Below are 13,860 nucleotides of genomic sequence, written 5' to 3' on the forward strand. Positions count from 1 at the left end.
ATGAGCGACAAGCATATTGACGAGTTTTCCGGCGTCGCCACCACCGGCCACGAGTGGGACGGCATCAAGGAGCTCAACAATCCTCTCCCGCGCTGGTGGGTCTGGACGTTCTACGGCACCATCGTCTGGGCGCTCGCCTATACGATCGCCTATCCCGCCTGGCCTTTGATCAGCAGCGCCACCACGGGCATGCTGGGATATTCGAGCCGTGTCGAGGTTCGCAAGGAACTCGACGCCGCCGAGGCGGCCAAGTCGGACTACGTCGCCGCGGTGAAGGCCAAGAGCGTGACGGAGATCGAGGCGGACGAGCAGCTCCGCGCGTTCGCCACGGCAGCCGGCGCGGCAGCGTTCAAGGTCAACTGCATCCAGTGCCACGGCTCCGGCGCGGCCGGCAGCGCGGGCTATCCCAACCTCAACGACGACGACTGGCTATGGGGCGGCAAGCTCGACGACGTCTATCTGACGATCACTCACGGCATACGCTTCGCCGGAGACGACGAAACGCGCGTCTCGGAGATGACTTCCTTCACCGACATACTGACCGGCGACCAGATCGCCGAGGTCAGCGCCTATGTCGCCGGCCTGAGCGGCACGGCCTCCAGTCCAGATCTCGCCGCGAAAGGCGCTCCGGTCTTCGCCGAGAACTGCGCCAGCTGCCATGGCGAGGATGCCAAGGGAAACAGGGAGCTTGGCGCGCCTGACCTTACCGACGCCATCTGGCTCTATGGCGGCAGCGAGGCGCAGATCGCCCAGCAGGTGCGCTCGCCCCGCAACGGCGTGATGCCGGCCTGGGGCGCGCGCCTCGGCGACACGACGGTGAAGGAACTGGCCATATTCGTCAATTCACTGGGCGGCGGAGAGTAGTCCGCGGGAGACGGACAACCCTCAAATCGCGCTCCGTGCGAAGGCCCTGCCCTCCGGGACAGGGCCTTTTGCTTTGAGCCATTCTTGACCTGCGTCAAAGCGGGGAAGCGACGGCCACCTTATCAGGCATCCAGGAACAAAAGGATGCCATCGTGAGCCAGGCCGATGTAGAAAGGCTGGAAGCGGAGCCGGTGAACGCCGCGCACAACCGCCAGCCGCTCTATGCACCCCGCAAGAAGATCTTCCCGAAGCGCGCCAGCGGCAATTTCCGGCGTTTCAAATGGCTGGTGATGGCGATCACGCTCGGCATCTACTATCTGACGCCGTGGCTGCGCTGGGATCGGGGTCCGTTCGCGCCCGATCAGGCGGTGCTGATCGACCTTGCGCATCGCCGCTTCTATTTCTTCTTCATAGAGATCTGGCCGCAGGAATTCTTCTACGTCGCCGGCCTTCTGATGATGGCGGGCATCGGCCTCTTCCTCGTCACGTCCACCGTCGGCCGCGCGTGGTGCGGCTATACCTGCCCGCAGACCGTCTGGGTGGACCTTTTTCTCGTCGTCGAACGCTGGGTCGAGGGCGACCGCAATGCCCGCATGAAGCTCGACTCGGGGCCATGGAGTTTGAACAAGCTGGCCAAGCGCATTTCCAAGCACGGTATCTGGCTTCTGATCGCGATCGCCACCGGCGGCGCCTGGATTTTCTACTTCGCCGATGCCCCAACCCTCGTCGGCGAGGTCGTCACGGGCGCCGCCGCGCCCGTCGCCTATTCGACCATCGCCGTCCTGACGGCAACGACCTACGTGTTCGGCGGCCTGATGCGGGAGCAGGTCTGCACCTATATGTGCCCCTGGCCGCGCATCCAGGGCGCGATGCTCGACGAGAACTCGCTGACGGTCACCTATAACGACTGGCGGGGGGAGCCGCGCTCGCGGCACATGAAGAAGGCGATCGCCGCCGGCCTGCCGGTGGGCGATTGCATCGACTGCAACGCCTGCGTCGCCGTATGCCCGATGGGCATCGATATCCGCGACGGCCAGCAGCTCGAATGCATCACCTGCGCTCTCTGCATCGACGCCTGCGACGCAACCATGGACAAGATCGGCAAGGAGCGCGGCCTGATCTCTTACGCCACGCTGAGCGACTACAACGCCAACATGGCGCTCGCCACGGGCGGCGGCGCCCACGCCGTCGATCCGAAGCTCGTGCACACGCCTGAAGGCAAGCTGTCGCAGAAGGTGGCCGATTTCCACATCCGCAAGATCTTCCGCCTGCGCACCTTCATCTATCTCGGCACCTGGACCCTTGTGGGCGTGGTGCTGCTTTATGCGCTATTGACGCGCGACCGGCTCGAGGTGAACGTGCTGCACGACCGCAACCCGCAATTCGTCACCCTGTCCGACGGCGCTATCCGCAACGGCTATACCGTCAAGCTCCTGAACATGGTGCCCGAACCGCGCACGATCCTTGTCTCGATCGATGGATTGCCCGGAGCTGCAATGAGCATTATCGGCATGGAGGAAGCGACAGGTGGGCAGGCCGCCATCTCGGTCGAGCCCGACCGCCTGAAGACGCTCAAGATCTTCATCCGGCAGCCGCGCGAGGAAGTGGCCGGCCCTGCCGTGAACTTCAGGTTCGTGGTCGAGGATCGAGCCAGCCACGAGCGCGACGAATATGTCGCCACCTTCAATGCCCCGGAGACGTCACGATGACCGCGCAGACCGACAAGCCGAAGGAATTCACCGGGCGGCACATGCTGGCGATCATGCTCGCCTTCTTCGGCGTCATCATCGCCGTCAACGGTGTCATGGCGACCTTCGCGACCCGGAGCTGGAGCGGACTGGTGGTGGAAAACACCTATGTCGCCAGCCAGCAGTTCAACGAGCGCGCCGCAGAGGGCCGGGCGCAGGCGGCGCTTGGCTGGAAAGGGACGCTGGACATTGACGGCGCCGGCGTCAGCTACAGCCTTGTCGATGCCTCGGGAGCGCCCGTCGCGGTGAAGGGCGTCGTCGTCAGGTTCCGTCATCCGGCCTATGAGGCGGCGGACCGGACGCTTGTTCTGGAACGCATGGCCGACAACGCTTTCGCCACGTCCGAGACCGTGCGCGACGGTATCTGGATCGTCGAGGTCGACGCAGACACCGGCGCGGAGAAGCCCTTCCGCGACGTACGGCGCATGACCGTCGCCGACGGGGCGGTGAAATGACCTGCTGCGCGCCCGGCGCGGAACTGGCTCTCGACCGCGAGCAGGCGGCGGAGGCCGGACCATCCGCGGACGAGTTGCGTCTGGCAAGCCAGACGCTCGGCAACGGGCTACTGCAGACCGATCTCGCTGTGCCCGCCGCCCATTGCGGCGCCTGCATCCAGAAGATCGAGTCGGCGCTGTCGGCCCTCCACGGCGTCGAAAGCGCGCGCGTGAACCTCTCGACCAAGCGCGTCGCAGTCCGCTGGCGCGAGGACAGCGCGCCGCCGATCGTGCCGACGCTCAACGCGCTGGGCTATGCCGCGCATCTCTTCGACAACGAAACGGAGACGGAAGACGGCACGCTCGCCGAACTCATCCGCGCCCTTGCGGTATCGGGCTTCGCGGCGGGCAACATCATGCTCTTGTCCGTATCCGTGTGGTCCGGGGCTGAAGACGCCACGCGCGACCTCTTCCACTGGATATCGGCGCTGATCGCGATCCCCGCGCTGGCCTTTGCCGGCCGCATCTATTTCCGTTCGGCCTGGCAGGCGCTGAGCCACGGCCGCATGAACATGGACGTGCCTATCGCGCTCGGCATCTCGCTCGCCTATGCGATGAGCCTCTACGAGACCATCACGCATGGGCCGCACGCCTATTTCGACGCGGCCGTCTCGCTGCTGTTCTTCCTGCTCATCGGCCGCACGCTGGACCACGTCATGCGCGACCGCGCGAGAGCCGCGGTCACCGGCCTTTCGCGGCTCGCGCCGCGCGGCGCGCTCGTCGTGCGCGCGGACGGCGCGCGCGACTATCTGCCGATCGCCGAGCTTGCTCCCGGCATGACGATCATCGTACCGGCGGGTGAACGCATTCCGGTGGACGGCACGATAGCGGCCGGCGCGTCAGAGCTCGACTGCGCCATCGTCACCGGCGAAAGCGCCTCGCGGCCCGTCGGCGCCGGGGACGCCGTTCAGGCCGGTACGCTCAACCTGTTGCAGCCGCTCACCATGGTCGCCACCGCGGCGGCCAGGGATTCGTTCCTGTCGGAGATGGTGCGCCTGATGGAAGCGGCCGAAGGCGGCCGCGCCCGCTATCGCCGCATCGCCGACCGCGCCTCCGCTCTCTATTCGCCGGTCGTGCATCTGACGGCGCTTCTCACCTTCATCGGCTGGATGATCGTCGCCGGCGACTGGCACCATGCGCTGATCATCTCCATTTCCGTTCTGATCATCACCTGCCCCTGTGCGCTCGGCCTCGCGGTGCCGATCGTGCAGGTCGTGGCCGCCCGTCGTCTTTTCGAGAAGGGCGTGATGGTCAAGGACGGGTCGGCGATGGAACGTCTCGCGGAGATCGACACCGCCGTCTTCGACAAGACGGGGACGCTCACCATAGGCGCTCCGCGCCTGCTGAACCTGGGCGAGATCGACGCCTCGTCCCTGTCGATCGCCGCCGCCATTGCCGGGCATTCGCGCCATCCGCTTTCCCGCGCCATCGTCAGTGCCGCCGACGGACAAGCGATCAGCGCCGTTCCCTTCGATACCGTCTCCGAAATTCCGGGACAGGGCCTGGAAGCGGAGCGCGACGGCGTCGTCTACCGGCTCGGACGCGGCATATGGGCGGTCAGGGATCACGGCGCGCTTGACGGCCTCGTCGGCGCGACGGTGCTTGCCGCCGACGGCAGGCTGCTGGCCGCATTCCGCTTCGAGGATCGTCTGCGCGCCGAAGCGGCGACCGCCATCGATGCCTTGAAACGGCAGGGCATAGCCGTCGAGCTCCTGTCCGGCGACGCGCCGGCCGCAGTCGGGGCCGTGGCGGGAGCGCTGGGGGTCGACCGTTTCGAAGCGCAGGTCCAGCCGGGCGGCAAGGTGGCGCGGCTGGAGGCCATCGCGGCCGGGGGCGGAAAGGCTCTGATGGTCGGCGACGGCCTCAATGATGTGCCCGCGCTGGCCGCCGCTTATGTATCCATGGCTCCCGCCAGCGCCGCCGATATCGGCCGCAACGCCGCCGATTTCGTATTTCTGCACGAAAGCCTCTCGGCTATCCCGCTGGCCGTCGACGTTTCGCGGCGCTCGGGCCGCCTGATCCGCGAGAATCTGGCGCTGGCGATCGGCTACAATGCCATCGCTGTGCCGATCGCCATACTGGGTTACGTCACGCCGCTGGTCGCGGCGATCGCCATGTCCCTCTCGTCGCTGATCGTCATCGGCAACGCCATGCGCCTGCTTGCGGGCTCGGGCGGGACACCGGCCAGAGCGCGCCGCCGCGATAAGATCGTCGCGGGAACGCCGGCCATCGCGTCATGAACAATCTTTTCTTCCTCATTCCAGTTGCGCTGTTCCTGGGCGGTCTGGGGCTTGTCGCGTTCATCTGGGCGCTGCGAAGCGGCCAGTATGAGGATCTGGACGGAGCCGCCGAACGCATTCTTCTTGAGGATCAGGCGCCGAACGACACGGCCCTCCATGCATCCGGGTCGCGGCGTCGCGGCGGTTGATGCCGATCAAGGATCGGAGCCGCCTCTTCCCGTACATGATGACAAGTATACTGGCAGTCTTCCGGGATATCTGGAAGATCGCGTCACCATAGCAGGAGATAAGAATGATTTTGCCGAACGACACGACCGTTGCAGTGGCCGATGGCGAGAATTTGCGCCTTTTCAGGAACAAGGGCCACGAGCCGCATATCGAACTGGTCGCGCTCGACACGCCGGATATGGATGCGGACAGCCGCGACTCCGGCGGGCGGCATCGCAGCGTCTCGGCCAATCCCGACCGTTCCCGGCTGAAGGAGGACGCCTTCGCGGCCGCCGTCGCCGAAACGCTCAAGAGCGAGGTGCTCGCTGGACGTATAACGGCGCTTTACGTCATCGCCGACCCGCGTTCGCTCGGCGAGATTCGCCGCCACTACCACACGGAAGTGCAGGCGAAGCTGGTCGGTGAACTGGCCAAGGACCTGACCCGCGCATCCGTTGAGACGATCGCCAGCGCGATCAGCAAGGCCTGATACCGGAGAACGGAAAAGGGCGGCCGAAACGATGTTTCGGCCGCCCTTGTTTTTGTCGGATGTCGGACGCCGCTCCCGGTCAGTGGGAGAGCAGGATGGGCATCCTGAGATCGGTGAGCACGCCCTGCGTGGCGCCGCCCAGCACGAAGTCGCGCATGCGCGAATGGCCGTAGCCGCCCATCACCAGCAGGCCGCAGCCATTCTCCATCGCCGTTCTTTGCAGCGTGGATTCGATGGGTCCATCCTCGGCCTGCGAGGCGATTGTTTCGGCATTGCGGCCGCTTGCGCGCAATGCGTGGACCAGCCGGTTGGCGGCGTCCTTCTCCTTGATCGGCTTTTCGTCGAGCACGGTGATCACGGAGATCTTCGACGCCCGGTCGAAGGCGAAGGCGGCATCGCCGACGGCGCGTGCCGCGGCGCGGCTGCCATCCCATGCCACGGCGACATGGTCGAGCGAATGCTTCTCCTGGCCCTCCGGCAGAAGCACGACAGGCCGGCCCGAACCGAAGATGACGGCCTCGGCGGTCGCTTCGGCGGTCATGTTGTTTGCCTCGAGGCCTATTATGCTCAGGTCGAAATAACGGGCATGGGCGGCTGCGATATCGACGAGCCCCGCGACAGGCCCGGTGACGGCTTCGACCGTTGCGGAGACGCTGGCTTCCGCGGACTGTTCCTTGATCGAGGCAAGCAGGACTTCGCCGCGCCTGCGGCTCGCCGCCTCGGCATTGCGGATCATCTGCGGCGTGTCGAGCAACATCCGTGAAAGGGCGTTCGAGACGTCCGGCAGATCGACATTGATTGCGAGCGCATGCATCTCGGCGCCGATCAGCGCGGCGAAGGCGGCGGCGCGCGCCGCGAACGCCTCGGAAGAGGCCTCGGGATAGGTAACCAACGGAACGAAGGCTCGCAAAGTCATGACCACATCTCCTCAAAGAAGGGCGAACCGAACCGGCCGCCCACCGTTCCCGTCGTTCATCGCACCACCCCTCGCTTGCGGCATTGATCAGGCTCAAACAAGCGAGACGGTCGTATGAACCTCTCTTACAGAGGAAAAAGGGTATCGCCAACGTTCTGTCGGCGATACCCTTTGCACAGGCTCTGCCTGCCGGTAAAAATCCGGCCGCCCGGTATTCCTCAGCCGAGCCGCTTGCGGATCAGCACCAGGGATGCGTCGTCCGGAAAGCTCTCGGCGACGAAACCCTGCTCGCGCTCGAGTTCGATCGCCTCATGGTTCTCGCGGTTCTCGATCGATTCGAGAACCTTGACGCCCTTTGCCTCGGCGAACCGGGCGACATGGCGCAACAACTCCCAGGCGACGCCCTTGTGCTTGAAATCGGCGCGGACCGAGATCGCAACCTCGCCGCGTTCGAGCGCGTCGTCGCAGGCCAGCATGGCGGTCGCGATGATCGTCTCCCCGTCTTCGGCGAAGGCCAGGAAATTCTCGCTTCGCTGGTGATCGACATTGGTCATCGCCGCGAGCCGGTCATGGCTCAGTTCGCGCACGCCGGCAAGAAACCGGAAGCGCAGATCTTCGGGCGATACATGGTGAAAGAACTCCGCCAGCGCCGGCTCGTCCTGCGGGCGTACCGGCCGCACGTGCATGTTGATACCCGCGCGCGTTATGACGTCGTAGCTCCAGTCGTTGCTGGCTTTCATGGTACTTCTCCAGACTTCAGGCCCGGAAAGGCCGGGCGATGTTGACGATCCCGTCAGGGCTATCCCTTTCCGGTCGTTTCCTCTGATGCTTGTGTCGTTTATGTTGAGATCACTCTGAGGCCGAAACCGTTTGCGGTCATTGATGTCGATCAACAATCGCGCCGGTTGTTATCCTCCGGCCGCATCGGAGGGAAAGAGCCGCAGGGCGATTGATCAACGTCAATGTCGCCGCGACGGGCGTCGCCTAGCCTTGCGACGACATAGTTGCTTGGAAAGGCATGATCGTGAGCTACAAATCCATTCTCGTAAATCTGGACATCGATGGCCCGGTCGCTCCGATCACGGCGCTGGCGGCGGATCTGTGCGCGCGGTTCAATGCGGAGATGATCGGTTTCTGCGCGGCGGACGCCGCCCTGCCGGTCACGGGACCGGAGGGTGGCGGTCTGGCTGTCGAGGCATGGCAACAGATGCGCGGCGAGATAAGCCGGCGCTTCAAGGAAGTACGCGCCGAATTCGAGCGCGCCGCCGGCGATGTCTTTGAAAAGCGATGGCTGGAAGCGCTCCAGACACCGACGCGCGGGCTGATCGAAACGGCGAGGGTTGCGGATCTCATCGTGGTCGGCGCTGCGCGCGGAGCCGCGACCGGCGACGGCTTTCGCGCGGTCGACCCCTCGGCGCTGGCGCTCTCGGCAGGTCGACCGATCCTGATCGCGGCGGACGGCGCGACGAGCCTGCGTCTGAACACCGCCGTTGTCGCCTGGAAAGACACGCGCGAGGCGCGCCGCGCCGTTGCCGATGCCGTCCCGCTTCTGCAGGCGGCCGGCGACGTGGTTGTCGTTTCCGTCGCTGCCGATCCCGACGGCTGGGTCAGGGAAAGCGTCCGCGACGTCGTGGCCTTTCTTACGCGCCATGGCGCAAAAGCCCGCCACGAGGTGATCGAGGCGGCCGACGAAGAGGCAGGGCTCGTTGACTTCGTGATGGCTTCGCGTGCGGATCTCGTCGTCTCGGGCGCTTTCGGACACAGCCGCTTCCGCGAATGGGTGTTCGGCGGCGTGACCCGCTCGCTGCTCGACGAGACGGCGCTGAACCGCTTCATGTCGAGCTGAAACTGGGCGCGTCGAACTCGCTTCGGCGGCGACCCGATCTTAAAGCAAGCCTAAAACTCTCCCGACCTCGCGGGCGAGGAGCACTTGCTGCGTGCTGTGCAGTCCATAGATCCGCTGTCAGATGCGGCCCATCAGGAGCAGGATCAGAAGCACGACAAGGATGACGCCGACAATGCCCGAGGGGCCGTATCCCCAGCCGCGCGAATAAGGCCAGGCCGGTATCGCACCCAGCAGGATCAGGATGAGAATGATGATGAGGATTGTGCCGAGCGTCATGGGTTCCCCCGAAGAGTCCGTTTCAACACGCCGACAATGCAGAAAGCCGGTCCGAGGTTCCCGAACCGGCTTTTCCGCTGACTTTTGAAGACCTCTACTCGGCCGCCTTCGGGTAGGCGATGGCCGGCTCGGTGACACCCTCCTCGGCGCCTGCGCCGGCTGAATCGGCAGCCTTGCGCCGGAAGATCCTGTCCTTGAGGCGCCCGAGCCAGCCGCGCTCACCCGGCCGGCGCTTGTCGCGGGTGAAGACCATCAGCATCGACGGCGTCACCACCAGCGTCAGCACGGTGGCGAAGGACAGGCCGAAGACGATGGCCGACGACAGCGCGATCCACCATTGGGTCGACGGCGCATTGATCGTCGTCTCCTGATGGAAGATTTCCAGCCCAAGGCCGAAGGCGATCGGCAGCACCCCGAGGATCGCCGACAGCGCCGTCAGCACGACGGGTCTGGCACGCTCGCGGCAGGTCTGGAGCACGGCGTCGAGCTTGTTCCAGCCCTCGTCGCGCAACCGGTCGTAGGTATCGATCAACACGATGTTGTTGTTCACCACGACGCCCGCCAGCGCGATGATGCCGATGCCGGACATGACGATGACGAAGGCCTGGCCGGTGAGCATCATGCCGAGCAGCGCGCCGATCGTCGCCATGACGACGCAGGAAAGCACGAGGATCACGCTGGTGAACTTGTTGAACTGCGCGAGCAGCACGATGAAGATCAGGAAGATGGCGGCGCCGAAGGCGTTGCCGAGGAAGGCGCTCGCCTCCTCGCTGTCCTCGTTGGAGCCGCCGAGCTTCCATTCGATGCCGGGCAGATTCATGCCCGAGACGACCCTGGTCACCGCCGCCTGCACCGCCGCAACCTGGTAGCCCGAGGCGACATTGCCCTGCACGGTGATGGTGCGCTTGCCATCCACGCGGTTCAGGATGCCGGTGGTCTTCTCCGGCTTGCGGGAAACGAAGTTGGAGATGGGCACCGAGCCCTGCGCCGTTTCCAGCCGCAACTGGTCGAGCGAGGCCAGCGTACGGCGATCCTCGGGCAGCCTCAACCGGATATCCACCGCATCGTCGGCGCCCGCCGGCCGATAGTCGGTCAGCTTCAGGCCGGTCGTGACGAGCTGCACGGCCGTGCCGACAGCCATCGGACTCACCCCGTACTGCGCCGCCTTGGAACGGTTGACCTCCAGTGCCCAGTCGACGCCGGGTGGCGGCAGCCCGTCGGCGAGATCGATGACGCCCGGCACCTTTGCCACCTCCGCCGCGACTTCGCGCGCCCTGTCGTTCAGCCCCTCCGGATTGACGGCGGAAAGCTGGACCTGGATGGGCTTGCCGGTCGGCGGCCCCGCATCCGGCACGCGCACTTCGACGTCGACGCCGGGAATGCCCGCCATGGCGGTGCGCAGCTCGTCGAGGATCTCATGCGCCGGCTTGCGCTGGCGCCAGTCCACGAATTCGTACTGGATGACGCCGATCACGTCTTCGGGGATCTCGGCGCCGCCGCCGCGCGTCTTGCCGACGCGGGTGTAGACCGACTTGATGCCCGGCCAACCGAGGATACGGTCCTCCGCCTCGCGCGTGGCCCGGTCCTGCTCGTCCAGCGAGAGATTGCCCCGCGCATGCACGTAGAGCAGGCCGTAATCCGGCTCGACATTCGGGAAGAACTCGACCCCGGCGCCGTATTTGGAATAGGCGAACGGCACGGCGACGAGCAGCGCCACGGTCAGCACCAGTACCGTCTTCGGATAGTGCACGGCCTTGTTGACGACCGCCATGTACCAGCCGTCCTTGTGCTCGTTCTCGTGATGCGCCGGCGCCTTGGCGAAGAGCGCGCCTATGGTCGGCGCGAAGATCAGCGCATAGGCCATCGAGGCCGCGAGCGTGACGATGAGCGTGATCGGCAGGTATTTCATGAAGTCGCCGATGATGCCCGGCCAGAACAGCAGCGGCGAGAAGGCCGCGATGCGTGTCATCGTCGCGGCGATCACCGGGCCGGCCATGCGCTTGGCCGCTTCCTCGAAGGCCTGTTCCTTCGGCATGCCCTCCGACATGCGCCGTTCGGCATATTCGGTCACGATGATGGCGTCGTCGACCAGCATGCCAACAGCGAGGATCAGGCTGAACAGCACGATCATGTTGATCGTGTAGCCCATCAGTCCGAGCGCCAGGATGCCCATGAGGAAGGACGAGGGAATGGCGAGGCCGATCAGCAGCGAGGCGCGGCCGGAAAGCGCATAAAGGATGACGATGAAGACGAGGATGACCGCGATCAGCACATGGTTCTGCAGATCGGTCAGCAACTGGTTGACGAAGACCGACTTGTCCTGCGTGTAGGTCACCTCCATGCCTTCCGGCATGGTCTTCATGAATTCGTCGGCGACGTGCTTGGCGCCGTCGATAGTCTGGACGATGTTGGCGCCGATGCGCTTCTTCACCTCGATGGCGATGGCGGGCTTGCCGTCCAGCCGCGTAATGGTCTCGGCGTCCTTGAAGGTCGCACGCACGGTGGCCAGGTCGCGCACGCGCACCACGGCGTCCGGCCCCGCCACCACGGGCAGGTTGGCGACGTCCTCCGGCGTTTCGATCAGCGCCGGCACCTTGATCGCGTATTTGCCTTCCGCGCCTTCGATGGCGCCCGCCGCGACAAGGTTGTTCGAGGCGCCGATGCCCTGGATGAGCTCGTCGAGACGAAGCCCGTAGGAGGAGAGGCGCATCGGATCGATGATCGCCTCGACCAGTTCGTCACGCGATCCCTGGATCGTGCCCTCCAGCACGCCCGGCACCTCCTCGATACGATCGCGCAGCGTCTTGGCGGCCTCCGTCAGGATGCGTTCCGGAACATTGCCGGAAAGCGTCACGACGAGAACCGGGAATTCCGAGACGTTCACCTCGTTGACGGTCGGCTCCTCGACGCCCGCGGGCAGGTCGCGCTTGGCGTCCTGCACCTTGTTGCGGGTGTCGATCAGCGCATCGCCGAGATCGGTCGACGGATCGAACTCGACCAGGACGTAGCCGCCGCCCTCATAGGCGGCCGACTTCATCTCCTTGAGGCCCTTCAGGCTCTTGAGCTTGGTCTCGACCGGACGCAGGAGCAGGCGCTCCGAATCTTCCGGCGAGATGCCCTGGTAGATAAGGCTGACATACATCACCGGAATGGCGACGTCCGGCTCGGCCTCCTTGGGCACGGACTGATAGGCCAGCGCGCCCGCGACGATCAGGAAGAGCAGGACGGAAAGGGTCAGCCGCGCATTGCGTATCGCAAGCTTGACGATATCCATGGGACGTCCGTTTTAGTTGGTGCCGGTGAAGTTGCCGGCGAGCTTGTCCAGCACCGCCCGGTCGGCAGGCACCGCATTGACGACATCGCCTTCGGCGACCAGATCCTGCCCGGCGACGACGATCTGCGCATCGGCGGGAATACCGCCGAGCACGAAGCCCCTGGCCGTGTCGTCGACCAGATCGATCGGATAGAAGACGATCTTCGATTCCCGGTCGACCGCGCGAATGCCGAGATCGCCGTTCGCGTTCAGGGTCACGACCGAGCGCGGCAGCACGACCGCGTCGGTCGACGCCGCCCGTACGGTGATCTCCGACGTCATGCCGGCCGGTATGCGGTTGTCCGGATTGGGAATCGCGACCTCGATGCGGAAAGTTCGGGTGGTGGGCGACGCCTCGCGGCTGATGTAGCGGACCGTGCCCTTGACCGTCTCGCCGTCGACCAGAACCGCTTCGGCGGTATCGCCGATGGCGACGTGGCGAAGGTCGCGCTCGCTGATCTCGCCTTTCACCAGCACCGGATCGAGGCTGAGCAGCGTCGCCACCTCGCCGCCCTGCATCACCGAACTGCCCATCTCCACCGACACCTTGTCGACGATGCCGGTGAACGGCGCCACGATGCGGTTGCGGTCGAGCTCCGCCTGCGCCTGTGCGAGCTGGCTTTTGGCCTGCGCAAGCGCGGAAACCGCCGTGTCGAGCTGGAGCTTCGGCAGGTTGCCCGTGCGGGCCAGCCGCTCTGCGGCTTCCAGTTCGGCCTGACGCTGCTTGACGATCTGCTTCGCCATCTCGACCATCGCCGGCTTGTCTTCGGCGCCGAGCAGAAGGATCAGGTCGCCCGCCTTGACGTGGTCGCCCTGCTTGACCGGAAGCTCTTCAATGATGCCGGCGGCGCGTGTCGCCAGAACGGCGCGCTTGTCGGCCTCCGTCTGCCCGGAAAGCCTTATGGCGCGCGCATGCTGGATGCGCGGCGGCGTGATCACGGCGACGGTGCGGGGCGCGGCCTTCGGCTGCTCGGGCATCGCCTGCTCCGCAGGCGCGGCCTCGCCCTCTGCGGATGCGCTTCCGACGGACGAGAATTTGCCCGTTCCCATCCACGCCGCGAAACCGACGAGCACGGCGACGGCCGCCAATTTGTGAAACCTGAACTTCGCCATGATCCGTATTTCGGTCCTGTTTCAGGAGGCTGCGTCAGGACGAGCCATCGGTCGCGTTTTCGTGCGGCAATGTGGTGGCGCACGCGACGATGTTCAATCCGCATCTTCGATTGTCTACGTCCCGGTCGGGCTGACTAGCCCATCCTTTCTTTGCGGGACAGTGATTAATATTCATGCCTCCATCAGCGGAAACGCAAGCTCGCACGGATGGCGCGAACCGCTCCCGGTTGTCGGATGGAAATCAGCCCACCGACGATCGGGACGCCATGCATCTCCACATATGGCACGCGATGACACATTGACAAATTTTGTATTTTTGTCAATGATGCTTTCCATGATTGAGATTGCCGCTG

12 protein-coding genes are annotated in these 13,860 nt (G+C 65.1%); 7 read left to right on the forward strand and 5 right to left on the reverse strand.

Features of this window, described 5'->3' with window-relative positions; all coding sequences use genetic code 11:
• From ccoP to M9955_07100, 6 genes are all read left to right on the forward strand, one after another.
• Entirely contained in the window at positions 1-864 is an 864-nt protein-coding gene (ccoP, locus tag M9955_07075) for a cytochrome-c oxidase, cbb3-type subunit III (GenBank protein ID MCO5081406.1), read from the forward strand.
• A 149-nt stretch (positions 865-1,013) separates the two neighbouring features.
• A complete protein-coding gene (ccoG, locus tag M9955_07080; protein ID MCO5081407.1) occupies positions 1,014-2,573 on the forward strand; it encodes a cytochrome c oxidase accessory protein CcoG in 1,560 nt (519 codons plus the stop codon).
• Positions 2,570-3,067 carry a FixH family protein gene (locus M9955_07085; GenBank protein MCO5081408.1) on the forward strand — a complete coding sequence of 166 codons (498 nt, stop codon included), beginning with the start codon at positions 2,570-2,572 and terminating at the stop codon, positions 3,065-3,067. The genes ccoG and M9955_07085 overlap by 4 nt, the downstream gene beginning before the upstream one ends.
• Positions 3,064-5,346 (forward strand): cadmium-translocating P-type ATPase, encoded by a 2,283-nt coding sequence (gene cadA / locus M9955_07090; GenBank protein ID MCO5081409.1) that lies wholly within the window; start codon positions 3,064-3,066, stop codon positions 5,344-5,346. Before M9955_07085 ends, cadA begins: the two co-directional genes overlap by 4 nt.
• Positions 5,343-5,534, forward strand: coding sequence for a cbb3-type cytochrome oxidase assembly protein CcoS (gene ccoS / locus M9955_07095; protein MCO5081410.1), 192 nt, complete (start codon positions 5,343-5,345; stop codon positions 5,532-5,534). The genes cadA and ccoS overlap by 4 nt, the downstream gene beginning before the upstream one ends.
• A gap of 104 nt (positions 5,535-5,638) precedes the next feature.
• A complete protein-coding gene (locus M9955_07100) occupies positions 5,639-6,043 on the forward strand; it encodes a host attachment family protein (protein ID MCO5081411.1) in 405 nt (134 codons plus the stop codon).
• 79 nt (positions 6,044-6,122) lie between these two features.
• Here M9955_07100 and M9955_07105 read toward each other — a convergent pair whose 3' ends face one another.
• Together M9955_07105 and M9955_07110 are read right to left on the reverse strand one after the other, a co-directional pair.
• Complete coding sequence (locus M9955_07105; GenBank protein ID MCO5081412.1) at positions 6,123-6,959, reverse strand: universal stress protein; 837 nt, start codon at positions 6,957-6,959, stop codon at positions 6,123-6,125.
• A 218-nt stretch (positions 6,960-7,177) separates the two neighbouring features.
• Complete coding sequence (locus tag M9955_07110) at positions 7,178-7,699, reverse strand: GNAT family N-acetyltransferase (protein ID MCO5081413.1); 522 nt, start codon at positions 7,697-7,699, stop codon at positions 7,178-7,180.
• A 278-nt stretch (positions 7,700-7,977) separates the two neighbouring features.
• Here M9955_07110 and M9955_07115 point away from each other — a divergent pair, with 278 nt between their 5' ends.
• Positions 7,978-8,805 (forward strand): universal stress protein, encoded by an 828-nt coding sequence (locus M9955_07115; protein MCO5081414.1) that lies wholly within the window; start codon positions 7,978-7,980, stop codon positions 8,803-8,805.
• A gap of 117 nt (positions 8,806-8,922) precedes the next feature.
• Here M9955_07115 and M9955_07120 read toward each other — a convergent pair whose 3' ends face one another.
• The 3 genes from M9955_07120 to M9955_07130 all read right to left on the reverse strand — a co-directional run bounded on the left by M9955_07120 (position 8,923) and on the right by M9955_07130 (position 13,507).
• The gene (locus M9955_07120) at positions 8,923-9,081 is read right to left on the reverse strand and encodes a DUF3309 domain-containing protein (GenBank protein ID MCO5081415.1); all 159 of its coding nucleotides are present in this window, start codon (positions 9,079-9,081) and stop codon (positions 8,923-8,925) included.
• 94 nt (positions 9,082-9,175) lie between these two features.
• The gene (locus M9955_07125; GenBank protein ID MCO5081416.1) at positions 9,176-12,355 is read right to left on the reverse strand and encodes an efflux RND transporter permease subunit; all 3,180 of its coding nucleotides are present in this window, start codon (positions 12,353-12,355) and stop codon (positions 9,176-9,178) included.
• Positions 12,356-12,367: 12 nt separating this feature from the next.
• Positions 12,368-13,507 (reverse strand): efflux RND transporter periplasmic adaptor subunit, encoded by a 1,140-nt coding sequence (locus M9955_07130; protein ID MCO5081417.1) that lies wholly within the window; start codon positions 13,505-13,507, stop codon positions 12,368-12,370.
• Positions 13,508-13,860: the final 353 nt, after the last annotated feature.

It is taken from the genome of Rhizobiaceae bacterium (genome assembly GCA_023953845.1).
Lineage (GTDB): Bacteria > Pseudomonadota > Alphaproteobacteria > Rhizobiales > Rhizobiaceae > Arvimicrobium.